At 68.1% G+C, this 23,489-nt stretch carries 25 protein-coding genes and 1 pseudogene; 5 read left to right on the top strand and 21 right to left on the bottom strand.

The window, feature by feature from the left end; all coding sequences use genetic code 11:
* The first annotated feature begins 54 nt into the window (after positions 1-54).
* Positions 55-1,242 carry an LLM class flavin-dependent oxidoreductase gene (locus J8I33_RS20255; RefSeq protein WP_209938940.1) on the top strand — a complete coding sequence of 396 codons (1,188 nt, stop codon included), beginning with the start codon at positions 55-57 and terminating at the stop codon, positions 1,240-1,242.
* A gap of 30 nt (positions 1,243-1,272) precedes the next feature.
* Here J8I33_RS20255 and J8I33_RS20250 read toward each other — a convergent pair whose 3' ends face one another.
* The 9 genes from J8I33_RS20250 to J8I33_RS20210 form a co-directional block, all read right to left on the bottom strand.
* Entirely contained in the window at positions 1,273-2,490 is a 1,218-nt protein-coding gene (locus J8I33_RS20250) for an acyl-CoA dehydrogenase family protein (RefSeq protein ID WP_089490389.1), read from the bottom strand.
* Between the two features lie 148 nt (positions 2,491-2,638).
* Positions 2,639-3,532, bottom strand: coding sequence for an ABC transporter permease (locus J8I33_RS20245; RefSeq protein WP_209938938.1), 894 nt, complete (start codon positions 3,530-3,532; stop codon positions 2,639-2,641).
* A complete protein-coding gene (locus J8I33_RS20240) occupies positions 3,529-4,518 on the bottom strand; it encodes an ABC transporter ATP-binding protein (protein ID WP_209938936.1) in 990 nt (329 codons plus the stop codon). Before J8I33_RS20240 ends, J8I33_RS20245 begins: the two co-directional genes overlap by 4 nt.
* A 67-nt stretch (positions 4,519-4,585) precedes the next feature.
* Entirely contained in the window at positions 4,586-5,617 is a 1,032-nt protein-coding gene (locus J8I33_RS20235; protein WP_124638156.1) for an ABC transporter substrate-binding protein, read from the bottom strand.
* 48 nt (positions 5,618-5,665) lie between these two features.
* A complete protein-coding gene (locus J8I33_RS20230; RefSeq protein WP_239469038.1) occupies positions 5,666-6,538 on the bottom strand; it encodes a TauD/TfdA family dioxygenase in 873 nt (290 codons plus the stop codon).
* Between the two features lie 649 nt (positions 6,539-7,187).
* Complete coding sequence (locus J8I33_RS20225; RefSeq protein ID WP_069616909.1) at positions 7,188-7,349, bottom strand: alpha helical protein; 162 nt, start codon at positions 7,347-7,349, stop codon at positions 7,188-7,190.
* A 35-nt stretch (positions 7,350-7,384) separates the two neighbouring features.
* Positions 7,385-7,654, bottom strand: a complete 270-nt coding sequence (locus tag J8I33_RS20220) for a DUF2934 domain-containing protein (RefSeq protein WP_209924396.1) — start codon at positions 7,652-7,654, stop codon at positions 7,385-7,387.
* A 26-nt stretch (positions 7,655-7,680) separates the two neighbouring features.
* The gene (locus J8I33_RS20215) at positions 7,681-8,106 is read right to left on the bottom strand and encodes a CBS domain-containing protein (protein WP_124679658.1); all 426 of its coding nucleotides are present in this window, start codon (positions 8,104-8,106) and stop codon (positions 7,681-7,683) included.
* Positions 8,107-8,177: 71 nt separating this feature from the next.
* On the bottom strand, positions 8,178-8,888 hold the full coding sequence (locus tag J8I33_RS20210; RefSeq protein WP_050017828.1) for an MgtC/SapB family protein: 711 nt from the start codon (positions 8,886-8,888) through the stop codon (positions 8,178-8,180).
* A gap of 500 nt (positions 8,889-9,388) precedes the next feature.
* Here J8I33_RS20210 and J8I33_RS20205 point away from each other — a divergent pair, with 500 nt between their 5' ends.
* Both J8I33_RS20205 and J8I33_RS20200 read left to right on the top strand, forming a co-directional pair.
* A complete protein-coding gene (locus J8I33_RS20205; protein ID WP_050017827.1) occupies positions 9,389-9,673 on the top strand; it encodes a helix-turn-helix transcriptional regulator in 285 nt (94 codons plus the stop codon).
* Positions 9,663-10,882: pseudogene (locus J8I33_RS20200) on the top strand (HipA domain-containing protein). The gene J8I33_RS20205 and the pseudogene J8I33_RS20200 overlap by 11 nt, the downstream one beginning before the upstream one ends.
* Before the next feature lie 69 nt (positions 10,883-10,951).
* Here J8I33_RS20200 and J8I33_RS20195 read toward each other — a convergent pair.
* Positions 10,952-11,917: an SDR family NAD(P)-dependent oxidoreductase gene (locus J8I33_RS20195; RefSeq protein WP_209938978.1), complete on the bottom strand. Its 966-nt coding sequence runs from the start codon at positions 11,915-11,917 to the stop codon at positions 10,952-10,954.
* A gap of 139 nt (positions 11,918-12,056) precedes the next feature.
* Between J8I33_RS20195 and J8I33_RS20190 the strand changes: the two genes are divergently transcribed.
* Positions 12,057-12,977, top strand: coding sequence for an AraC family transcriptional regulator (locus J8I33_RS20190; protein ID WP_209938930.1), 921 nt, complete (start codon positions 12,057-12,059; stop codon positions 12,975-12,977).
* Between the two features lie 143 nt (positions 12,978-13,120).
* On the opposite strand, the gene J8I33_RS20185 is transcribed toward J8I33_RS20190, so the two are convergent.
* The 11 genes from J8I33_RS20185 to J8I33_RS20135 form a co-directional block, all read right to left on the bottom strand.
* Positions 13,121-13,651 (bottom strand): OsmC family protein, encoded by a 531-nt coding sequence (locus tag J8I33_RS20185; protein ID WP_124630969.1) that lies wholly within the window; start codon positions 13,649-13,651, stop codon positions 13,121-13,123.
* Between the two features lie 60 nt (positions 13,652-13,711).
* Positions 13,712-14,782 carry a substrate-binding domain-containing protein gene (locus J8I33_RS20180; protein WP_124593653.1) on the bottom strand — a complete coding sequence of 357 codons (1,071 nt, stop codon included), beginning with the start codon at positions 14,780-14,782 and terminating at the stop codon, positions 13,712-13,714.
* Positions 14,783-14,948: 166 nt separating this feature from the next.
* Positions 14,949-16,007, bottom strand: coding sequence for an ABC transporter permease (locus tag J8I33_RS20175; protein ID WP_209938928.1), 1,059 nt, complete (start codon positions 16,005-16,007; stop codon positions 14,949-14,951).
* Entirely contained in the window at positions 16,004-17,572 is a 1,569-nt protein-coding gene (locus J8I33_RS20170) for a sugar ABC transporter ATP-binding protein (protein WP_209938926.1), read from the bottom strand. Before J8I33_RS20170 ends, J8I33_RS20175 begins: the two co-directional genes overlap by 4 nt.
* A 102-nt stretch (positions 17,573-17,674) precedes the next feature.
* A complete protein-coding gene (locus J8I33_RS20165; protein ID WP_050017820.1) occupies positions 17,675-19,057 on the bottom strand; it encodes an NtaA/DmoA family FMN-dependent monooxygenase in 1,383 nt (460 codons plus the stop codon).
* Positions 19,058-19,083: 26 nt separating this feature from the next.
* Positions 19,084-19,851: an ABC transporter permease subunit gene (locus J8I33_RS20160; RefSeq protein WP_209938924.1), complete on the bottom strand. Its 768-nt coding sequence runs from the start codon at positions 19,849-19,851 to the stop codon at positions 19,084-19,086.
* Entirely contained in the window at positions 19,848-20,582 is a 735-nt protein-coding gene (locus J8I33_RS20155; RefSeq protein WP_209924399.1) for an ABC transporter permease subunit, read from the bottom strand. Before J8I33_RS20155 ends, J8I33_RS20160 begins: the two co-directional genes overlap by 4 nt.
* Before the next feature lie 4 nt (positions 20,583-20,586).
* Entirely contained in the window at positions 20,587-21,390 is an 804-nt protein-coding gene (locus J8I33_RS20150; RefSeq protein ID WP_209938921.1) for a transporter substrate-binding domain-containing protein, read from the bottom strand.
* A gap of 179 nt (positions 21,391-21,569) precedes the next feature.
* Entirely contained in the window at positions 21,570-21,848 is a 279-nt protein-coding gene (locus J8I33_RS34535) for a hypothetical protein (protein WP_245172242.1), read from the bottom strand.
* Between the two features lie 36 nt (positions 21,849-21,884).
* The gene (locus J8I33_RS20140) at positions 21,885-22,097 is read right to left on the bottom strand and encodes a twin transmembrane helix small protein (RefSeq protein WP_006489184.1); all 213 of its coding nucleotides are present in this window, start codon (positions 22,095-22,097) and stop codon (positions 21,885-21,887) included.
* Entirely contained in the window at positions 22,094-22,444 is a 351-nt protein-coding gene (locus J8I33_RS20135; protein ID WP_050017815.1) for a hypothetical protein, read from the bottom strand. The genes J8I33_RS20140 and J8I33_RS20135 overlap by 4 nt, the downstream gene beginning before the upstream one ends.
* Before the next feature lie 245 nt (positions 22,445-22,689).
* On the opposite strand from J8I33_RS20135, the gene J8I33_RS20130 reads away from it, so the two are divergent.
* The gene (locus J8I33_RS20130; RefSeq protein WP_050017814.1) at positions 22,690-23,448 is read left to right on the top strand and encodes a YoaK family protein; all 759 of its coding nucleotides are present in this window, start codon (positions 22,690-22,692) and stop codon (positions 23,446-23,448) included.
* Positions 23,449-23,489: the final 41 nt, after the last annotated feature.

The following is a 23,489-nucleotide window of genomic DNA, read 5'->3' as shown; positions in this document are numbered from 1 at the left end:
ATCGAGCAGCCCACCCGCGCGCAGTGCGTCGCCCCTTTCAGCAAGGACCCCGTGATGAGCGATCGCTCCGTCACCGCCCCGCTCGCGCCGTCGCCGTTCGTCGACGTTCGTTCGCCGGCGGATTTCCCCGACAGCCCCGTGTCGCGCACGCTCGCGCAGCCGCTGATGCTCGGGCTGTTCCTGCCGATCCAGGCCGGCGGCTGGAGCGCGTCGACGCTGCCGCGCTCGACCGACTGGACGTTCGACTACAACGCCGAACTCGTGGCCCGCGCCGAAGCGCTCGGCTTCGATCTCGTGTTCGCGCTGTCGCAGTGGCTGCCGAAAGGCGGCTACGGCGGCGTGTTCGACGGCCACGCGCTCGACTCGTTCATGACGCTGGCCGCGCTGACCGCACGCACCGAGCGGATCATCCTCGTCGCGACGAGCCACGTACTCTACGGGCCGTGGCATCCGCTGCATTTCGCGAAGTTCACCGCGACGCTCGACCACATCTCGCGCGGGCGCTGGGGCATCAACGTGGTGACCGGCCACCGCGCGATCGAACACGAGATGTTCGGCTGGAACCGGATCGAACACGACCGGCGCTACGAGATGGCCGCGGAATTCCTCGACGCGGTCCAGCAGTTGTGGGCGCAACCGGATAATTTCAGCTACACGCCCGAACTGTCGAGCTGGCGACTGGGCGGCGCATTCGTGACGCCGAAGCCGCGCTACGGTCGCCCGCTGCTGATCAACGCGACGGGTTCCGATGCGGGCATCGCGTTCGCCGCACGCTATTCGGACATCGTGTTCGTCACGAGCCCGGCCGGCCCCGACGCCGAACGCGCGATCGACGCGCTGCCCGCGCATACCGCACGCGTGAAGGCGGCCGCCGCCGCGCGCGGCCGCACGATCCGCACGCTGCTCAATCCGCTCGTGATCTGCCGCGAAACCGCGGCCGAAGCGCGCGCGTACCGCGACGCGATCGTCGCGCATGCGGACGAAGGCAGCTTCCACCGCTTCGACAGCGACGCACATGCGTGGCGCGGTGGGTTCGAGCAGCGGGCGCAAGCCGCCGCGCGCGCGATCGGCGGCAACATCTCGATCACCGGCTCGCCGGAAGAAGTCGCCGATACCATCGTACGGCTGCACCGCGCGGGTATCGACGGTATCCAGTTGAGTTTCTACGACTTCAAGCCCGATCTCGACTTCTTCGGCGAGCGCGTGCTGCCGCTGCTGCGCGAAGCCGGCTTGCGGCGTTGACGACGGCGCAGCAGCAGTCGCCTGCCGTCGTCAGAACACGCGCCCTTCGGTCAGGTGCGTCGTCACGCCGTTCAATACGTAGTCGCCGATCACGCGCGCCTTGTGCAACAACGGGTTGTGGCTGAAGATCGTGCGCAGGTTGCGCCAGTGGCGATCGAAGTTGTGCTCGCGCGCCGTCGCCGATGCGCCGCCCACTTCGAACAGCCGCTCGGCCGCATGCAGCGCGAGCTTGCTGACGATCAGCTGCGTGCGCGCGGTCGCGAGCGCACTGTCGAGCACGAGCGCATCCGCATCGGCCGCGCCTGCTTCGATCGCGTCGGCGGAGCGGTCGAGCGCGCGTGCGTTTTCTCGTACGAGCGCGTCGATCGCGTGACTATGCGCGGACAGCTCGCCGACGATCTGCTGAACAAAATGATCGTCGCGCGCGGTCGGCGCGGGGCTGTGCAGCGCGGGCCGGCCGTGCTCGAGCACGTAGCGGCGTGCATCGGCCACCACGTTGCGCACGATGCCGGCGCCCGTCGCGACGAGATGAAGCTGCCGCAGCGCGCCGCAATGACGGCCGACGAGCGTCGACCCGTCCCGCGGGGCCACTTCGTCCGCGAACACCTGCACGTCGTTCAGCAACAGGCTGCCGCTCGCGGTCATGCGCTGGCCCATCCCGTCCCAGTCGTCGAGCACCTGCAGGCCATCGCGCGCGACGGGAATGATCACCGCGAGCGCGTCGCCCTGCTCGTTCTCCACGTTGATGCGCGCAAAATCGGCAAACGCGGTGCCCGTCGAATAGTATTTGCGGCCCGTCACGCGGTAGTGGTCGCCGTCGCGGCGCAGCACGGTCGTGTTCTCGCCCGGGCGCGACGTACCGCGCTCGGTCGACGCGCCGCCGAAGATCGCGCCGCTGAGCACGCGCTCGAGTTGCACGTCGTTGAACGCCGTGCGCGGCGACAGCCGCAGCGTCTCGGTCTGGTCGTAGTGGATGCGCAGCGCGTGCGCGAGATTCGAATCGGCGGCCGCAAGCGTCGCGATCGACTCGAACAGGTCGACCAGCGTGCCGCCGAGGCCGCCGCGTGCGACCGGAATCCGCAGCGCACCCAGCGTCGAGCGCCGGAAGATCGCGAAGCCTTCGAACGGCAGTTCGCGACGCGCCTCGCGTTGCGCGGCGTCCTGGCCGATCGCGGTCGCGAGATCGGGCAGCGCGGCAAGCGCGTCGCGCAATGCGTCGCGCGGATCGACGGCATCACGGGCAGTCATTCGGCAGGTCCTTGTTCGGGGAGATCGGGGCGTGTCGCGGCAGCGCGCGACACGGTGTCCGCAAGTATAGGGACGCCCCCGCCGCGCGTAAAAAGCCGATTTCAGCTTACGTTATGCCCGCGCCGGGATTGATCGCGTACGGACGCCGTCAGTGCTGAATGCCCCAGCGCCGCACGGTCACGCGCTCGAGCGTATCGAACACGAGGTTCTCGACCAGCAGCCCGATCACGATGACGGCCGCGAGACCGGCGAACACGCGGTCCGTATACAGCTCGTTGCGGTTCTGGAAGATGTACCAGCCGAGGCCGCCCTGCCCCGCGCTCGCGCCGAACACGAGCTCGGCGGCGATCAGCGTGCGCCACGCGAAGGCCCAGCCGACGCGCAGCCCCGACAGGATCGACGGCAGCGCGGCCGGCACGAGGATCAGCGCGATCTGGCGCAGGCCCGTGAGCCCGTAGTTGCGCCCGGCCATTTTGAGCGTGGCGGGCACGCCGACGAAGCCGGTATAGATGCTCAGCGCGAGCGGCCACAGCACCGCGTGCACGAGCACGAACAGCAGGCTGCCGGTGCCGAGCCCGAACCACAGCAGCGCGATCGGCAGCAACGCGATCGACGGCAGCGGATTGAACATCGACGTGAGCATCGTCAGCAGATCGCGGCCGATGCGCGTCGATACCGCGAGCGACGTCAGCGCGAACGCCAGCAGCACGCCCAGCGCATAGCCGCGCAGCAGCACCGACATCGAGATGCCGGTCTTCACGAGCAGTTCGCCCGACTCGATGCCCTGCACGAACGCGGCCAGCGTCGCGCCGAAGGTCGGCACGAGCAGATCGTTCGCGACGATGCGCGCGACGATCTCCCATGCGGCGATCAGCGCGAGCGCGATGACGCTGCGGCGAAACCATGCGGCACCGGCGATGCGGCGCGGCAGCGGCGCCGGCGCCGGTGCCGCGCGCGCGGCGTCGGGCAGCGTGTCGAGCGTGCGCGTATATTCGGCACGCACGGGCGGCAGCGGCGGCACGGCCGGATCGATCGTACTCATGATGCGGCGTCCTCCGTCGTCGGTACGTGCGGTGCGTCGGTGTCGAACAGCAGGCGATGGATCCGTGCGACGTTGTCGCGGAAGTCGCCGGTATCGACGTTGTCGAGCGAATGCTCGTGACTGTTGAGTTCCGCGCGCACGCGGCCCGGGTGCGGCGACAGCAGCAGAATCCGGTTGCCGACCACGAGCGCCTCCTCGATCGAGTGCGTGACGAACAGCAGCGTGAAGCGGAATTCATCCCACAGCCGCAGCAGTTCCGCCTGCATCTTGCGGCGCGTGAGCGCATCGAGCGCGGCGAACGGCTCGTCCATCAGCAGCACGCGTGGCTGCATCGCCAGCGCCCGCGCAATCGCGACGCGCTGTTTCATGCCGCCCGACAACGTATGCGGATAGGCGTCGGCAAACGTGCCGAGGCCGACCTTGTCGAGATAGTGCAGCGCGCGCTCGCGTGCTTCGGCGCGCGACAGCTTCGCGGCGGCGCGCAACGGAAACGCGACGTTCTCGACGACCGTCTTCCACGGCGGCAACTGATCGAATTCCTGGAACACGACGATGCGGTCGGGCCCCGGCCCGCGCACCGGCCGGCCGTCGAGCGCGATCGAACCCGCGACGGGCTCGATGAAGCCGGCGATCGCCTTCAGCAGCGTCGACTTCCCGCAGCCCGATGGGCCGAGCAGCACGAAGCGGTCGCTGCCGTACACGTCGAAGCTCACCTGATGCGTCGCACGAACGATCCGCGCGCCGCTGCGGTATTCGAGGCTGACCTGGTCGATCGCCAGCAGACGTTCGCTGTGCGTGCCGGCCTGCGCGGCGTTCGCGGCCGGGCGATCGTCGGCACGCGTATCGGCCACGGCCGGCGCGGCCGGCGACGCGCCGCCACGTGCCGCATACGGCGGCAACCAGGTTCGGGGAGAAGTGGCGTTCACGATCGAATCTCTTGCGGGAAAACCATCAACATACGGCCAGGCGCCGTGCGGACCAACCATCGATTGCGCATATCGAAACCGCACCGACGCATAAGCGTCGATCGCGGCGCCCGAACATCGGCGCTGCTCAGCTGCCGCCCGCCGTCGCCGGATCGTCGAAGAAGTAGTCGCGCCACGACTTCGGTTCGTTGCGAATCGCGCCGGTGCGATGCATGAACTGCGCGAGCGGCAGCGTGTTCTGCGGCGCGGTCTTGAACTGCACCTGCGGATTGCGCAGGATCTTCAGCAGCAGCGCACGATCGATCTTCGACCCGTTCACGCGGATATAGGTATCGGCCGCGCGCTCGGGATCGGCCGCGATCTGCCGGGCGGCGTCGGCGAGCGCGGCAACGAACGCGCGATAGGTCTTCGGGTTGTCGTCGCGGAATTTCTCGGTCGCATACAGCACCGTCGCGGAGCTCGGGCCGCCGAGCACGTCATACGAATTCAGCACGATGTGCGCGTTCGGGTTGCCAGCCAGTTCCTGCTCCTGGAACGGCGGATTGCCGAAGTGGCCGGTGATCACGTTGCTGTTCGCGAGAATCGCGGCCGTCGCGTCCGGATGCGGAATCGCCTGCGTGAGCGCGTCGAGCTTGTCGAATTGCTTGTCGCCCCACTGCTTCGCGGCCGCGTACTGCAGCACGCGCGACTGCACCGACACGCCGACCGCCGGCACCGCGATGCGGTCCTTCGCGCTCAGGTCGGCGATCGTCTTCACGTTCGGGTTGCTGCTCACGAGGTAGTACGGAAAATTGCCGAGCGACGCGACGCCCTTCACGTTCTGCCGGCCGCGCGTGCGGTCCCACACGGTCAACAGCGGGCCGACGCCCGCGCCTGCGACGTCGACCGCGCCGGACAGCAGCGCGTCGTTCACGGCCGCGCCGCCCGACAGCCGCACCCAGTCGACCTTGATGTCGAGGCCGGCCTTGCGCCCTTCCTTCTCGATCAGTTGCTGGTCGCGCGCGACGTTCAGCATCAGGTAGACGACGCCGAACTGCTCGGCGATGCGGATGCGGCCCTCCGCATGCGCGGCTTGCGGGATGAGTGCGCCCGCGAAGGCGAGCGCGGCGGTGAGCGTGGCCGCCAGCGCGCGACGCGCCGGCAATAACGAAAACGACATCGGAACTCCGGTCGGGATGAGGCGGAAATGAATGACGCGGCGCGCGGCTCAGAAAGGCGCGTCGCCTTCGATCGTCGTGCGGTACAGCTTGCGGCGCAGGTGGTCGGGCGTACCGGCGGCGAGATGCATCAGCGAACGGTTGTCCCAGAACACCAGATCGTGGTCGCGCCACGCGTGCCGATACAGGTGCTCGGCGCGCACGCTGTGCGCGAACAGTTCGTCGAGCAGCGCGCGGCTTTCGTCGTCGGGCAGCCCGACGATGCGCGTCGTGAAATGCTCGCTGACGAACAGCGCCTTGCGGCCGGTTTCCGGATGCGTGCGCACGACCGGATGCACGACCGCCGCGACCTGCGCGATCTGTTCGGGCGACAGGTTCGGCCGCCACGGGCTGCGCGCCTGCAATTCCGCGTAGCGCGCAAGATACGTATGCTCGGCGCGCCGCCCCTCGACCGCGCGGCGCAGATGGGCCGGCAGCGTGTCCCACGCGAGATGCATGTTCGCGAACAGCGTGTCGCCGCCTTCGGCCGGCAGTTCCTGCGCGTGCAGCAGCGAGCCGAGGCTCGGCTTTTCCTTGTACGACAGGTCGGAATGCCAGAAATGGCCGGCATCGCCGAGCCCGACCGGCTTGCCGTTCTCGACGATGTTCGACACGATCAGCACTTCCGGATGGCCGGCCAGCGCGAACTGGTGCAGCACGTGGATCTGCAGCGGGCCGAAGCGGCGGCTGAACGCGATGTGCTCGTCCGGCGTGATGCGCTGGTCGCGAAACACCAATACGTGGTGATCGAGGTGCGCGCGATGGATGCGCGCGAAATCGTCGGCGTCGAGCGGTTGCGACAGGTCGACGCCGATCACCTCGGCGCCGAGCGGCGCGTCGAACGGCACGATGTCGAAATGCTGCGCCGCGCCGTCCGGCCGCAGGGCGGGATGCCCGGCGGAAAGCGTTGCGGCGTCGCGGAGGGTGGGAGTCGTCACGGCACGGCCCTGATTCGGTCAAAACGCGAATCTACGAGGCCGTGCCGGCGTGCGTCAACGAAGCGATTCGGATACGTTTATCTGCTGCGGCGATAAAGATCGCTGCTCGCGCATACGTCGACGATCGGGCGTGGAATCGTCCGACTGGTGGCAATGGAGGTTCCGCCCGCATCCTGCCGCGGCACCCCGCGCCGCGCAGCCAACTATGGCTGCCCCGCACCGACCGACGCCCCATGCCGGGGCGCGCGGTCGATTCGCCGCCGGGTGTCGGGTTGCGCCGGTTCGGTACGTCGGCGGCCTCGCGTGCCGCGTCGGGCGACGCGCTGTCCTGTCGTTCACTGTCACGGGTCATGAATTTCTCCCCGTGCGGATGCTGAATACGTTGCGCCGCACCGCGCCGCGATGGGTGGCACGGCGGCCCACAACGCTTCCAGCAAGCGACATGCCGTCGTCGGACTGCCCGGTCGCACCCCAAGCGAATGAATCCGCCAAAGAAATTACACGTGGCGCGTCATCCGGCGCAGCCTCCCCAACGCGCGTGGCAGCGTCGATGCGAAAACGCAACGCGGCACGCGCGATGCGACGTGCGCCCTGCCTACTTGTTGCCCGGCTCGCGCGTACGCTCGCCGTACGTGCCGTTACCGCAGTGCGGGCACTTCGGGATCGGGTGTCCCGCCTGCACGTGCGTCGACCGGTGGCATTTCTCGCATCGAAAGTCACCGGTTTTTTCCGCTTTCTCTCCTGCGTGCGCCGTCATCTTCGTTCTCCTTCCGGCTTGCGATTACCCGCGCTTCACCGCGTGCGTCGCCTTTCGTGCTCGACCTCGCCGGTCGGCACCGCATCGACGTCCTGCAGCGGCTCGCCCGGAATGCGGCGCTTCGCGGACTGATCGACCGGCGAGTCCACCGCCTGCTCGCCGCTTCCGTCCGCGCTGCCGCCCTCGGCATCGAGTTGCTGCTCGGCCCGCTGCCAGTATTCGTCGGCCCGGCCGTCGGGCGCGCCGTCCGCCTGCCACAGCCGGTACGCACGCTCGCGGATCTGCGTTTCCCTGTCTTCGTTCATGTCGTTCTCCTTGTCTGCAATGGCGATCACCGATCCGGGCGCGACGGCGCCGATACCGCGCCGAGCGTCGACGACATCGCGCCGTCCGCGGCGGTCGCCAGATCGCCCAGCGCGACGATGCCGACCAGCCGCTTCTGCCGGTCGACCACCGGCACGCGGCGAATCTGCGCGTCTTCCATCTTCTTTTGCACCGCCGAAATGTCGTCGTCCTCGTAACACCAGTTCGCGGGCCCGCTGACGACGCCCTCGATCGACTCGTTCGGCGGCACGCCCATCGACACCGCGCGCACGACGATGTCCCGGTCCGTCAGCATGCCGATCAGCCGCGTGCCGTCGCAGACGGGCAGCGCACCGACGTCGAGGTCGCTCATCAGTTTGGCCGCCTCGCGCAGGCTCTGCGTCGGACCGACGGTCGCGGCGTCGCGTGTCATCACTTCCGATACACGTGTCATGTTTCGCTCCTTGATAAACCGCCCACGGCGGCCTGCTGCACGAGCATCGCGCGTTCCGGCGGCCGCGCGCGTCAGTTCTCCGTCGAGCAACGGACCGACGTCAGGCCGGCCGACTCGACGATCCGCATCAGTTGCTTCAGCATCACGTCGGCGCCGGTCGCTTCGCGCCACTGCACGAATAATTCCTCCTCTCGCACCGCGCGTGCGGCCGTTTCGCAAAAGCTTTTTGTCCGGCACGTGAATCCCGCGTCGCGCAGCTTCGCGGCCAGTTGTTCGCGCGCAGCCGAGCCCACCGGATACTCGACCGTGATGAGCGCGGTCCTGACGCGCCGCAAGCGCTGCTCGACGAACCGCAGCGGCCACACGACCAGCAGCGCGAGGACGAGCCCGACCGCACCGAGCGACAACTGGCCGCCGCCGATGCACAGCCCGATGACCGTCACGAACCACAACGTCGCGGCCGTGGTGACGCCGGACACCAGGCCGTCGCGATGAAGAATCGCGCCGCCGCCGATGAAGCCCATCCCGGTCAGGATGCCGAGCGGCAGCCGCATCAGGTCGAGCACCGAGAACGCGCCCTCCGGTTTGCCCGCCTGCAGCAGCAGCGCATTGACCTGCAGCATCGACAGGCACGCGGCGAGGCAGACGAGGATCGTCGTGCGCAGGCCGGCCGTCTTGCCGGATTCGCTGCGATCGACGCCGATCAACCCACCCGCGACGAGCGCCAGCGCGATCCTGACCAGAACGTCGTGCCACTGCAGTACGACCGGCATCGGTTCCATGCGCCCTCCCATGCAAATCGGCGTGCGTCGGGGCGCGAACGCCGCCGACGACGCCAGCGCGGCGCAAGGATCGGGCCTGCTTTCCCGAGGGGGCGACGCGTGTAGTACGTCGGAGGAAATTGTAGAAAGGCGCGTGCTGCGCACACCTTGCCACCGCGGCTACGGTGTCCGGACGTTCTTCGCGGAACGATCGCGCGTCGCCACTCCGCGCACGGGACGGCGGCAAGCCGGCGGCCCCTGCAGCCATCCGCCGCGCGCACGATCCGGCGTGGCCGGTCGGACGCGCATGCGAAGGCGCCCACGTCCCTTCTCTTCGCATCCGATCGGATACGAATACTGGTCCTACGCCCCTTTTCCCGATATTTCGTTCCCGATTGGGAACGAAATGGCATCCGAGCCGTCGGGATCATCCGTTCGTTCCCGTACGAATACGAACTGCTGCCCAACCCCGCGAGTTATGCAATACTGTTCCCGATCAGATACGAAGCACGGAGAACGTCATGTCGGAGTCCCAATCCGTCGACACGATCGGCGCGCTCGCCCACTTCATTCGCGCGGCGCGAATCCAGCAGGGATTCACGCGGGACGAACTCGCGAACGCGACCGGGCTGTCGCCGAAATTCATCAGCCAGGTGGAAGCCGGCAAACCGACCGCGCAAATCGGCAAGGTCATGCTGCTGCTGAGCGAGCTCGGCGTGCGGCTGTACGCGGAGTCGTCGATCGAGATCTCCGAAGCCACCGCGCTGAAGGCCGCGCAACGCCGCAGGAGCAGCTATGGCGGCTAGAACGCTGATCGCGTCCGCGAACGGCGTGCGCATGGGCACGCTGACCGACGACAAGGGAATCTGGTCGTTCGCGTACGCCCCGCAGTGGCTCGCGTCGCCGGCCGCGTATCCGCTGTCGCCGGCGTTTGCGCTGCGCGCAGACGTGTTCACCGACACGTCGACCGATCGCCCGGTCCAGTGGTTCTTCGACAACCTGCTGCCCGAGGAAGGCATGCGCACGTCGCTCGCGCGCGAGGCGAAGGTCGATGCCGCCGACGCGTGGGGCCTGCTCGCGTACTTCGGCCGCGAATCGGCCGGCGCGCTGACGCTGCTGGCCGACGGCGAGCAGGAGCGCCCAAGCGCATGTCGGCGGCCGGCGCGCAGCAGAAGCTGCTGCTGGTGCTGCGCGGCAACGCGCCCGACTACGCGCTGTTCGAGCCGGTCGGCAGCGAACCGTCGATGCACCTGCTCAAACCCGACATGCGCGCGGCCGGCTATCCGCATTCGGCGATCAACGAGTTCTTCTGCATGCGGCTCGCGAAAAAGATGGGGCTCGACGTGCCCGACGTGCATTTCCTGCGCGCGCCGTCCGCCTGCTACGTGATCGACCGGTTCGACCGCGACGTCGCGTCGGAACCGGCCGGGCGCGTGCATACGATCGACGCGATGCAACTGCTCAACTACGACCGCGGTTTCAAGTACCAGCGGGCGAATGCACAGGAACTGGCCCGCGCGATCGACCGCACCAGCACGCGCGCGCTCACGCGTCTGTCGGTGTTCCGCTGGACCGTGTTCAACGTGGTGGTCGGCAATGCCGACGCGCACCTGAAGAACCTGTCGTTCTTCGTCGACGCGCGCGGCTACCGGCTCGCGCCGTTCTACGACATCGTCAGCACGGTCGTTTATCACACGCCGACGCACCGGCCCGACCATCGCGGCGATCACTGGCCGCACTGCGAGCTGACGATGCCGCTCGGGAATGCGACGCGATTCGCCGATATCGGCGTGGATGCACTCGTCGCGTTCGGCCAGGCGCTCGGGCTCAGGGAGAAAGCGGCCGCCAGCGAACTGCAGCGCTTTCTCGAACCGCTCGATCGTCACGTCGAGCAGACGCTCGATGAAGTGCGAAAGATCGCGCATCCGGACGCCGGGGAAATGCGGTTGCTGAATTCGATCGTCGCGATGCCGATCGCGGAAATGGGGCGCGCGCTGCGACAGACGCGCGGATAGACTGCCGCGCGCGAGTATCGAATCGCCGCCGATACCCGCGCGGCGCCCGGCCCGGCGAATGCGTGGGCGTCAACGGCGCACGGCAAAGGCATCGACGCCCGTCGCCGCGGCGGACCACGCCCACAGCCGCGCCGCGTCCTCCGGATCGATCGCATGCGGCCGCACGCCCGATTCCTCGTTGCCGCGCGTCACCATCGCGACGTCGCAATCCTCGCAATAGACGCCGCCGAGATCGGCAATGCGCGGCGACGTCGCCGCCCATACCTGGGTTGCCGCGCCCTGCGCAGGCGTTTTGAAGGTCGGATCGATCGGCACGCCGTGCTCGTCGACCCAGCCCTGCGCCATCATTTCCGCGCGCGTCAGATGACGCTGCAGCGGCGTCGCGATCTTGCCCGGATGCAGCGAATACGCGCGAACCCCGAACGGCGCGCCGAGCCCGTCGAGCTGCACCGCGAACAACGCGTTGGCGGTTTTCGACTGCCCGTACGCGAGCCATTTGTCGTAACCGCGCGCGAAATCGATATCGTCCCAGCGGATCGGCGACAGCCGGTGCCCGAGCGACGACACCGCAACCACGCGCGCACCGTCGCCGTGCGCGAGCGCCGGCCACAGCCGGTTGACGAGCGCGTAGTGACCGAGGTGATTGACGGCCATCTGCGCTTCCCGGCCGTCGCCCAAGCGAGTTTCCGGGCACGCCATGATGCCCGCGCTGTTGATGACGACATGCACGTCGCGACGCGCGTCGACGAACCGCGCGGCGAATGCGGCCACGCTCGCGGGGTCCGCGAGCTCGAGCGTCGCGATCTCCACGCCGGCGATGCCGCGCGTCGCTTCGCGCGCGGCCGCGGCGCTCCGTGCGCCGACGACAACGTGCGCACCGGCCTGCACCAGTGCCCGCGTGGTTTCGAGGCCGAGACCCGAATGGCCGCCCGTGACGATGGCGGTCTTGCCGTGCAGGTCGAGGCCGGCCAGTACGTCGGTCGCCGTCGATCCCGCGTCGAATCCGGAATGAAGGGGATGCTGCCTACTCGTCATCGAAAGCTCCTGGAATGATGCTCGATGCGCGCGGCCGCCCGTCGGCCGCGTCACTGCACGAGATCATTCTCCGGCCGCACATCCGGACTGTGAATGCAATAGAATCCGGTTTTTCGTCGAGATCGTCCGGGGATTGCGCGTGGACCCGCTATCGGAAGTGCTGTCGCTGCTGGAAACGCGCGACTCGTTTTTCACCGGCCTGCGGGCCGGCGGCCCGTGGGCGGTCGACCTTCCGCCGCCCGACGGGATCAAGTTCAACGCGGTGGTCGAAGGCAGTTGCTGGCTGACCGTGGACGGTGCGGGGCCGCCTGTCCGGCTGCGCACGGGGGACTGCTTCCTGCTCGCCGCGCCGCGGGCATTTTCGCTGGCGAGTGATCCGTCGGTCGCGCCGGTGCCGGCCGCCGACGTGTACCGGCATCTCGAACGCGGTATCGCGCACTACGGCGAACCGGCCGACTGCTTTCTGATCGGCGGCCGCTTCGCGTACGAGGAAGGCATGCCGCTGCTGCTCGGCAGCCTGCCGCCCGTGGTCGTCGTCAGCGGCGATTCCGAACCGGCGGTGGTGCTGCGCTGGTCGCTGCAGCAGCTCGCACGGGAATTCGGCGCGGCGTCGCCGGGCGGGTCGCTGATGGTTCGGCATCTCGGCCACATGATGCTGGTGCAGATCCTGCGGCGCTATGTGGACGCCGGCGCGAACAGCGATGTCGGGTGGCTGGCCGGGTTCGCGGATGCGCGCGTCAGCGCGGCGCTGGCCGCGATTCACGCCGCGCCCGAGCGGCGCTGGACCGTCGACGCGCTGGCGGCCTGCTGCCACGTGTCGCGTTCGACGTTCGCGCTGCATTTCAAGCGGCGGCTCGGGTTCGGGCCGCTCGAATACGTGCTGCGCTGGCGGATCCAGCTGGCGATGCGCGAACTGCGCAGATCGAACGCGTCGATCTCGGCGATTGCGCAGCGGCTCGGCTACGACTCGGATAGCGCGTTCGGCCATGCGTTCAAACGCATCGTGGGCTGCTCGCCGCGCGCCTATCGTCATGACGTGACGAAGGAACCGCGCAACTAGCGTCGTGACCGCCCTCGTCGGGCGCGTGGCGGCGCGAATTCGTCAACGTCATGCATTCGCATTACGACTATCAGGATAAGTATTCTTATCACAATACGTCTATTTCATTTCCAAACTTGGCCGAGCAGCAATGCGTCATCGCATCACGCGCCGGTATGCCGCAATTCCCCGTCGATGTGCTGCGGCAGCCTCAGCAGGTTGAAGATCGGGCACACCTCCTCGACCGCCTGATGCAATGCACGAATGGCTTCCGGCGGCTCCGGCGACACGATGTCCAGCGTATAGCGGATGTTGTGCGGGAATACCGGCACCTGTTCGAACCCCGGTTGCTGCGCGAGCGGATGCTGGTCGCCGGTGACTTCGACTTCGATTGCGTCGATCTTCAAGCCCCGCTCCGCGGCCTGGATCAACGTGATGTGCGTGAGGCAACTGCCGAGCACGCCAAGCTGCAGCTCCGGCGATGCAGGCCCGAGGTTGTAGCCCGCGAAATCGGGCGGGCTGTCGCTGATCACCTGGAAATCGCGAATCCGGATCTCGCGCACGCCGCTGCGGCCGAGCGCGCGCACGGTCGCTTTCAGCGGCGTCGCCTTGAAATCGGGATCGTTGCGAGCGGCCTGCTGCTTCGCGTGCCACGCATCGCGCTTTTGCGCGAGATAGTCGTTCAGGGTCGTCATGGTCAAGTCATGGGCAGGCGGCACGCACGCGACGGATCGGTTCGCTGCGCGCCGAAGCGATCAGTCGATCGCCGGAATCCACGCGGCCGTCGCCGCGTCGCTCGTGCGGAACGCCGGGAACTTCGCGCCGAGTTCGGCCACGGTATGAATGTCGTTCTTCACGAGATCGTCGCGCGTGATCAGCGTCGGCTTGACCGCGATGCGCGCGCCCGGGTTTTGCCCGGCGACCAGCAGCGCCGCGGCCCGCACCGACACCGCGCCGACGACCGCCGGATTGGTCGCGGCCGTCGCGACCCATGCGCTGTTCGGCGCGCGGATGGCCTCGATGTCGGCCGTCGACACGTCCGCGCTGTAGATGCGCAGCTTCGACGACAGCCGGGCCTCGTCGGCCGCGAGCTTCGCGCCGCGCGCGAATTCGTCGTACGGCGCGAACACGACGCGAATGTCCGGATTCGCGCGATACACGGCCGCCGCCTGGTTCGCGACCGACTGCGCGATCGGATTGTCGACGGTGCCCCAGCGCGCCTTTTCCCGAACCTGCGGGTGCGCGCGCTTGAAATCGCGCCACGCGGCATCGCGCCGGTCGAGCGGCGCGAATCCGGCCACGTACACATACCCTGCCGAGAACGCGTCGCCGTTGTCCTTCACCGCCTGATCGAGCAGCAGGTTCGCGAGGTCGCGATCGTTCTGCTCGATCTGCGGCACCTTCGGATTGGCGAGATCGACGTCGAACGCGACGACCTTGATGCCTTTGTCGAGCGCACGCTGAACGACGTCCTTCAACGATTCCGGCAAGCCGTGATTGACGATGATCGCGGACACGCCGATGTTGATTGCCTGCTGAATCTGCTCGCGCTGTTCGGCCGCGTCCTGCCGCCCTTCGTAGATGCGCAGATCGACGCCGAGCGCGCGTGCCTGCTTCTGCGCGCCGGCTTCGTAGGCCTGGAAGAAATCGCCGGTCGACAGGTAGTTGACGAGCGCGATCTTCACGCCGCCCTTGTCGAACGGTGCGGGCGCGCCCTTGAGCGGGCCGGCGTGTGCCGCGGGCATACCGAGCGCGAGTGCGGCGCCCAATACGAGTGCTCCGAGTTTCGGTTCGAGGCGCGACTTTCGGCGAAGCAACGAGCGCATGGCGTGTCTGTCTCCGTACAGGACGATATCGGCTCAATCTATCAGCACGGCACGCGAACTCAAACCGACCGATTCGGCAATCGATATTACTTTGGATAACAAACGGTCCAGCTTGAAGATTCTTCGACCCCTTGGACGCAGGAACCGAGTCTTGACGCCCTCACCGTCACGCCCGGGCATCCGTACGGCGACCGATGCCGAACGTAAACGCGAGGGCGAGCACGAGGAGCACGCCCTTGATGAAGTCCTGCATATAGTAGGGAGCGTTCAGCATCGTCAGCCCGTTGAGCAACACGCCGACGAACACCGCGCCGACGACCGTGCCGAACACGTTGGGCCGCTTCGCGCCCCACACCGCGTAACCGATCAGCGCGGCCGCCACCGCGTCGAGCAGCAGCGAGTGGCCCGCACTCACGTCGCCGCGGCCAACTCGCGCGGCGATCAGCACGCCGCCCAGCGACGCGATCGCGCCCGACACGACGTACGCGGCGACACGGTAGCGCGCGGCCGGCGCACCGGCCAGCCGCGCGGCCGTTTCGTTGCCGCCGATCGCGTAGATCACGCGGCCCCAGCGCGTCGCTTCCATCGTGATGCAGGCCAGCACCGTCACGGCCGCCAGCAGCAGCACCGGCAACGGTACGACGTCGAACACGCGCAGGCGGCCGAGCGCGAGGAACGCGTTGGGGAACACGCCGGTGGCGTCGGTGCCGTCCGGCAGCACGGAGCCGGTCGCGAGCGAACGGCCGCCGGTCGGAATCAACTGCAGGCCGGCCAGCAGGAACAGCGTGCCGAGCGTCGCGAGCTGGTCGGGCACGCGCAGCCGCGTGATCAGCAAGCCGTTGAACAAGCCGGCGGCCACGCCAAGCGCGACGCAGGCGATCACGGCAGCCCACGCGCTGCCGTGCCAGACGACCAGCACGTAGCTCGCGGCCATCTGCGCGGTCGCGGCCATGCTGCCGACCGACAGGTCGAAACCGCCGGCCGCGAGCGTGACCGTCACGCCGATGCCGAGCAACGCGACGATCGACACCGCCTGCAGGATGCTGAACAGATTGTCGAGGTTCAGGAACGCGGGCTCCTTGCGCGCGAACACGACCGCGAGGATCGCCAGCACGAGCAGGATGCCGGTCCGTTCGAGCGCATCGCGGAGACGGACCGGCCAGGGGCGCGACGAACGTTGGACGGATGCCGCATGACGGTCAGCGGAAGAAGTCACGGGTTTCATGAGCAGGCACGCACGATGGAAGAAGTCGGAGGCTGGCAATCGAGCGTCGCGCGATCGAACCGCACGATACGATCGGCGATCTCGGCGGCTTCCTCGAGATCGCTGACGAACACGATCGTCGCGCGCTCATGCGCATGACGCCGCAGCGTATCGACGATATCGGCGCGCGCGCCCGCATCGATGCCCTGGAACGGCTCGTCGAGCAGCAACAGCCGCGCCGGTTCGGCGTGCCAGCGCGCGAGCACGACCTTCTGCTGGTTGCCGCCGGACAGGTGCGCGACGCGATCGTCGGGCCCCTCGCAGCGAATGCCGAACCGCGCGATCGCCGCCGCGGCGGCCGTGCGTTCGCGCGCTCGGCGCACCGCGCCGCTCGCGAACCAGCGCGACAGGAACGGAAAGCCGATCGTGCCCGCGATCGATGCGAACGGGACGCTGTCGGGGAACAGCGACGTGCGCCAGCGGTCCTCGCCGGCCAGGAATACGCCGGCGCGAATCGCGTCCGCCGGCGAACGTGGCCGCCACGGCCGGCCGTCGAGCGTCATCTCGCCGGCCGCCGCCCGCACCGCGCCGAAGATCGTCCGCGCGAAGCGCGATTTGCCGCCGCCGACGGGGCCCGCGATCGCGACGATCTCGCCGCGCCGCACGTCGAGGTCGAACGGCGTGCCGGTCGGCGTCAGCCGGACCTGCCGCGCGCTGAAGCCTGAGCCGACCACGCCTGCGGATTCGACCCGCCCGGCACGCTCCGGCGCTGCTGCACGCGCACGCGGCAAGGGCCGCCCGATCATCGTTTCCACCGCGGCGTCGAAATCGATCGGCGCGGCCAGATCGGCGACGATCCGGCCGTCGCGGACGATCGCCGCGCGATCGGCGATGCGGCGCAAATCGCCGAGCCGATGCGATACCAGCAGGATGGCGACGCCATCGCGGCGCAACGCGTCCGCCAGCACGAACAGCCGCTCGGCCTCCGCCGCGGACAGGCTCGCGGTCGGCTCGTCGAGAATCAGCAACGACGGTTGCCCGGCCAGCGCACGCGCCAGCGTCACACGTTGCTGGTCGGCCAGCGACAGCGCGGCGAGCGGCGCCGCCAGGTCGACGTCGAGCCCGACCCGCGCGGCGAGCGATCGTGCCGCGTCGCGGCGAGCTGCCGGCGGCACGCGCCACGGCGACGCCGGATCGCACAGCCGGTCGAGCAGCAGGTTGTCCGCGATCGACAGCGTCGGCACGACTGCATCGGCCACCGACTGGTGCACGGTCGCGACACCGAGCCGCTTGGCCGCGTGCGGCGACGCCGGCCGATACGGTTCGCCGCGCAGCGTCAGCGTGCCGCCGTCCGCGTGCAGCGCACCGCTCAGGATCTTGACGAAGGTCGACTTGCCCGCGCCGTTCGCGCCCATCAACGCGACGACTTCGCCGGCGCCGATCGACAGGTCGAGCGCCGACAGTGCGACGGTCGCGTCGAAACGCTTCGCGATGCCCGTGGCGCTCAGGACGGGCGGCAACGCCGATCGACGGGGGCGATCTTCGCGCCGCGTCGCGTCCACGGTTTCGTTCGTCGCGCGATTCATGCCGGACGGTTCCGGTCGGCACGATGCGGTTGCAGCAGGAACAGTACGTCATCGGTCATGTCATGCAACTCCGCTGAGGATCGCCCGGTATCGATCGGCTGGTCAGCCCGCTTCAGGCACGGGAAACCGGAACGACGCGCCATGGGCCGTGTCCGGCAGGCGGTCGCGCCCGCTCAGCCGGGAACGGAAGGTGCCGCCCGCCGGCGACGTCCGGTACAGGCCGCGCTTTTTCAGTTCCGGCACGATCAGTTCGGCGAAATCGTCGAGCGTGCCCGGGCTGATCAGCGGATTGAGCATGTAGCCGCTCGTCGTCGACTGCCGCGCATGCTCGGCGAGCTGGTCCGCGACTTCGTCGGGGGAGCCGACGAGGATCAGGTCGGTGCCGCGCGTGACGCTCGCGAACTTGCGCCGCACGTCGCCGGCGGTGAGCGGCTTGCCGCTGCCATCCGGCCGCACCACGTAGGACGTCAGCCCTTCCGTCTGCGTCGTCAGCGGTTCGTCGTCCGCATAGCGGTCGATGTCGATGCCGGTGTCGCCTGCATAGCTGACGAGCTGCGCGTGCTGGTGATAGTGCTGCTGCAGCGTGTGATATTTCTCCTTCGCGTCGCCCGACGAGCGCGCGGTCACGATCCGCAGCACCGTCAGCGACTTCACGTCGTCCGCCGCGCGGCCGCGCTCGGCCGCGCGCCGGCGAATCTCGTCGAGGCCCGCGCGAATCTCGTGCGGATTCGACTTCGCGACGAACACCACTTCCGCGTGCTTCGCCGCGAACTCGCGCCCGCGCCCCGACCAGCCGGCCTGGATCAGTACGGGCGAGCGCTGCGGCGACGGCGCACAGACGTGCGGCCCCTGCACGCGGTAATGCCTGCCTTCATGCGCGATTGGCCGCACGCGGTCGCCACGCGCATAGCGCGGCGCGTGCTTGTCGGCGACGACCGCGTCGTCCGCCCAGCTTCCTTCCCACAGTTTGTAGACGACGTCGAGAAATTCCTCCGCGCGCGCATAGCGTTCGTCATGGCCGATCATCCGGTCGAGCCCGAAGTTGCGCGCCGCGCTCGTCAGGTAGGACGTCACGATGTTCCAGCCGATCCGGCCGTTGCTCAGATGATCGAGCGTGCTGAAGCGGCGCGCGAGCGCGAACGGATGCTCGTACGTCGTGCTCGCCGTCACGCCGAACGCGAGCCGCTCGGTCTGCGCGACGAGCGCCGGAATCAGCATCATCGGATCGTTCGCGGGCGCCTCGACCGCCCACTGCACCGCGGCGTCGGCCGACCCGCCATAGACGTCGTACAGGCCGAGCACGTCCGCGAAGAACAGCATGTCGAGATCGGCCTGCTCGGCCGTGCGCGCGAGGTTCGACCAGAACGGGAGCGTATTCGCGCGCAGCCGCTCGTCGGCGGGATGGGTCCACAGGCTCGGCGCGCCGCCGCAGCCGACACTGGCTTGTTCGTACAGGGAAAACAGCAAGGGGCGAGGATCGGACATCGTCGAAATCGGTACCAGGCAAGAAATCAGTTGGGTGCCGCCCACGCGGCCGACGACGCGCGGCCGCGCGGTGCGGACACGCGGTCGTCGGGCGTGCGCGTCAGGTAGCGATTGATGCGCTTCTCGAGACGGGCGGCGGGAATGGTCAGCAGCGCGACCAGCACGACATAGACGATCGCCGCGCCGGCCAGCGGTTCGTACACGCGCAACGTCTCGAAGCGCAGCGTATTGGCCGTGCCCATTACGTCGAACACGGTCACGGTCGACGCGAGGACGGTCGATTTCAGCAGCAGGATTGCCTCGCCGGTGAGCGCAGGCAGCGCAAGCCGCCATGCACGCGGCCCGACGATGCGGCGCAGCACCTGCATGCGCGTCATCCCGTAGGCATGGCCGGCCTCGATCTCGCCGGCCGGCACGCCGGCGATCGCGCCGCGCAGGATCGTCGCGACGTACGCGCTCTCGTTCACGCTCAACGCGACGATCGCGTACCAGAACGCGTCGCGCAGCAGCGGCGACGCCCAGCTGTCGCGCATCCATTCGCGCGGAACGATCTGCCCGAATCCGTAGTACAGCAGATAGAGCTGAACGAGCAGCGGCGTGCCGCGGATCAGCATGAGCCAGCCGCGCGCGGACCAGCGCAGCGGCGGATGGCGTGCACCGGCGGCGAGCGCGAGCGGCACGCCCAGCAGCACGCTGGCCGCGCCCGACAAAAACGTCAGCGCGAGCGTGGTCGGCACCGCGGCGAGCAGCTTCGGCATCACCGTGTCGAGCAGAAAAGGCAGCGAGAAGATCATGTCGTCGCGCGCCTCGTGCCGCGATTCGCATACCGTTCGAGCGCCGCGAAAATGCCGGTCGACGTGATGCTCAGCAGCAGGAACAGTGCGGCCGTGACCAGATAGAAGAAGACGTAGTGCCGCGTCGCACCGGCCGCGAGCTGGCTCGCCTTCAGCAGATCCGTGAACGAACCGAGCACGCTGATGAACGACGCGTCCTTGGTCGCGTTCAGCCACACGTTGCCGACGCCCGGCAGCGCGAGCCGCGCGGCGGCGGGGAGCCGGATGCGCGCGAACGTCTGCCAGGGCGTCATCCCGTACGCGTGCGCTGCTTCGATCTCACCGACCGGCACGTTGACGAGCGCCGCGCGGAAGATGTCGGCGAGATACGCACCCTGGATGAAACCGAGCGACAGCGCGGCGACGACGAACGGATCGAACGCGAAGTCGCCGGACACGATGCCGCTGCCGCGCAGCGCGTTCTCGATGGCCGGTGCGACCGCGTAGAACGCGAGCAGCAGGCACAACAGCTCGGGCAGCGCGCGCACGAGCGTCGTGTAGAGGCGCGCCAGCCACACGAGCGCCGCGTATCGCGACAGCTTGCCGAGCGCGCCGGCGATGCCGAGCAGCACGCCGGTGCAGAACGATGCCGCCGCGACGCCGAATGTCAGCGCGAACGCGCCCGCGAACACGCGGCCATAACCGCCGTCGCCGAATGCGAGCAACGCGAGCAGCGAATCGTCGCCGGCCATGCGCTCAGCGACCCTTCTCGATCGTGCCTTTCAGGTTCGGATAGCGGGCGGTGATCGCATCCCACGTGCCGTCCTGCTGCAGTTGCGCGATCGCGGTCGACAGCTTGCCGCGCAGCGCATCGCCATGCCGCACACCCGCGCCGATGCCGAGCCCCAACACCGGATTGTCCGCGCACGTGGCCTTGACCTCGAAGTCCTTGCCGTCGCGCGACGCGAGGAACGCCGTGAACAGCCCCTTGCCTTCCTGCACGTAGTCGACGCGACCGGACACCAGATCCGCGAGCGCATTGTCGAACTTGTCGAACGCCTTGATCTGCGCATCCTGCTTGAAGCGGGCATCGAGGAACGCCGAGAAGTTCGTGCCGGCCTCGACGCCGATCACGCGGCCCTTGAAGGTGGCGGGCACCGCGCAGTCGACGCGGCGCCGGTCGCTTTTCGCACCGACGAACACGGTCGGCGATTCGTAATACGCGCGGCTGAAATCGATGGCTTTCTGCCGCTCACCGGTGATCGTCATCGACGACCAGATCACGTCGATCTTGCGGTTCTGCAACGCCGGAATCAGGCCGTCCCACGCAATGTCGGTAAGCTCGCAGCGCACGTTCAGCTTGCCGCACGCGGCCTCGAGCACGTCGATTTCCCAGCCCTTCCACTTGCCGGAGGCATCCTTCGAAAAGAACGGCGGATACGACTCGGCGTCGATGCCGACGCGCACCGTCGGCTGGGCCGCACGGGAAACCGGCGCAAGGCCGAGCACGAACAGCGCGGCCGCGACACGGCGGCCCCCGGAACGCATCAAACGATTCATGTGGCGCATTTCTGGAATAACGTCGGAACGACCGGCGTTGCAGCCGGCAGGAGGCGTGACTGTAATGCGCGCCGAAGCGTGTACCAAATGGTTATTTTTTCGATGGATATCTGATCGCGCGATATGCGCGCAACCGCGTACCGTTCGACGTCCGGCACGGTACGCGGTTCATCCGTCGTTCACGCCGCCACGGCCTCGCGCCGCAACGCCGGCAGTTCCAGATTCGCGCGGAAATCGCCGCCCATATGGTCGGTATCGAGCAGATCGCGCCGCCGCAACTCGGGCAGCAAGCCGCTGAGCAGCAGGTCTTCCCGGTCCGGCCGGCCGAGCCCGTGCAGCGGCGGCGCGCCCGCCGTACACGGCTGCAACGGATCGCGCGGGACCCGTACGGTTCGTTCGACCCGCGCTATCCGGTCGGCTGGATCATCGGCGAAGGACTCGACGCGGTCGGTATTCACGGCGACGCGCGCCGCCGCCCGCGCGACAACCGCGCGTCACCGCCCGATCGGCAACCCGGTCGGTTCGATCCAGCCGAGCTTGTACGCGATCAGCAGCGACAGAAACAGCGTGACCGACAACCCGACGCGCGCGGCGAGCGACCACGCCATCCGCTTGGATTTGCCGCGATCGTGATTCATGAAGTACAGCGCGAAGATCAGGCTCGCGATGATCATCGCGAATGCCACAGAAACCAGCAGGGTTTTCATTGCCGTTGCCTTTGAAGATCCGAATCGGCCTGAATCAGTTCGGCCAGTTTTTGCCGCTCGTCGGCGACGCCGCCGACACCCGATGCCGGCCAGTCCAGCGCGACGCCGTTGCCGAGCGAATCGCGCACGAGCGCCTGGTAGCGCCGGTCGTTGATCGTGCCGTGTTCCATCGTGTCCGAGATCTCGCGCCGAAACGGCAGCGGGAAACTTGCGTACCCGCGCGACAGCGCCGCATATTGTCTCGCATCGATCTCTTTCGACGAAGGTATGACGGTCCAGATCACCACGGCGACGATGGCCGTGAACGGGATCGCCGTGTAGCGAAGGATGAACTTGATCGGGGTCATGAAGCGGTGAGCAGAAGGGAATCGCGAGTGAGCGAGCGCCGCGCGGCGTCGAAACCGCCAGCCGCCGCGCGTTGCATCATTGTACTGAAAGCACCATCCTGCCAACAGAGTATGATAATGACATTATCATGTTCATCACATGATTCGACAGCCCCGGGATCCGGTGCAAGCAGCGTGCCCGTCACGCCATCCGCACCGGTTTTCCGCCTGTACCCGCGAATCCGCGACGATCGAGCGAAGCCCTTATGCCAGCGCAGTACTTTCGAACCCTGACGGGAAAACACCGCAGCGCGACCGCGAACCGCCAGCTCGGGTTTTCGCTCGCGTTCGTCGCCGGCGCGGCCAATGCCGGCGGCTTTCTCGCGGTCAAGCAATACACGTCGCACATGAGCGGCATCGTATCGGCGATCGCCGACCAGACGGCGCTCGGCGACGTGCGGCTCGCGCTCGCCGGCATCAGTTCGCTGGGGTCGTTCCTGATCGGCGCCAGTTGCTCGGCGATCCTCGTCAACTGGGGGCGCCGCCGCGGGCTGCACAGCCAGTTCATGCTGCCGCTGCTGGTCGAGGCCGCGCTGCTGTTGCTGTTCGGACTGCTCGGCAGCCATCTCGCGCTGTGGGAAACGTTCTTCGTGCCGGTGACCGTGACGCTGCTGTGCTTCATCATGGGGCTGCAGAACGCGACGATCACGAAGCTGTCCGGCGCGGAAATCCGCACGACGCACATCACCGGCATCGTGACCGATCTCGGCATCGAGCTCGGCAAGCTGTTCTACTGGAATCGGTCGGCCATCGACGTCGACGCGCATGCGGTGATCGCCAACCGTTCGAAACTGAGGATACACGCGACGATGCTCGCGTCGTTCTTCGTCGGCGGCCTGGCCGGCGCCATCGGCTTCAAGCACGTGGGCTACGTATCGACCGTGCCGCTCGCCGCGGTACTCGTCACGCTCGCGATCGTGCCGGTGCTCGACGACCTGTTCGCGCTGCTGCGCACCAAGCGCTGATCGTGTGCCACGGGCGGCACTTGGGCGCTTCCGGAGCTCGA

The organism is Burkholderia sp. AcTa6-5 (genome assembly GCF_017815075.1).
Lineage (GTDB): Bacteria > Pseudomonadota > Gammaproteobacteria > Burkholderiales > Burkholderiaceae > Burkholderia > Burkholderia sola.
The sequence above is the reverse complement of the archived record's forward strand: the minus strand, read 5'-3'. Positions and strand labels throughout refer to the sequence as shown.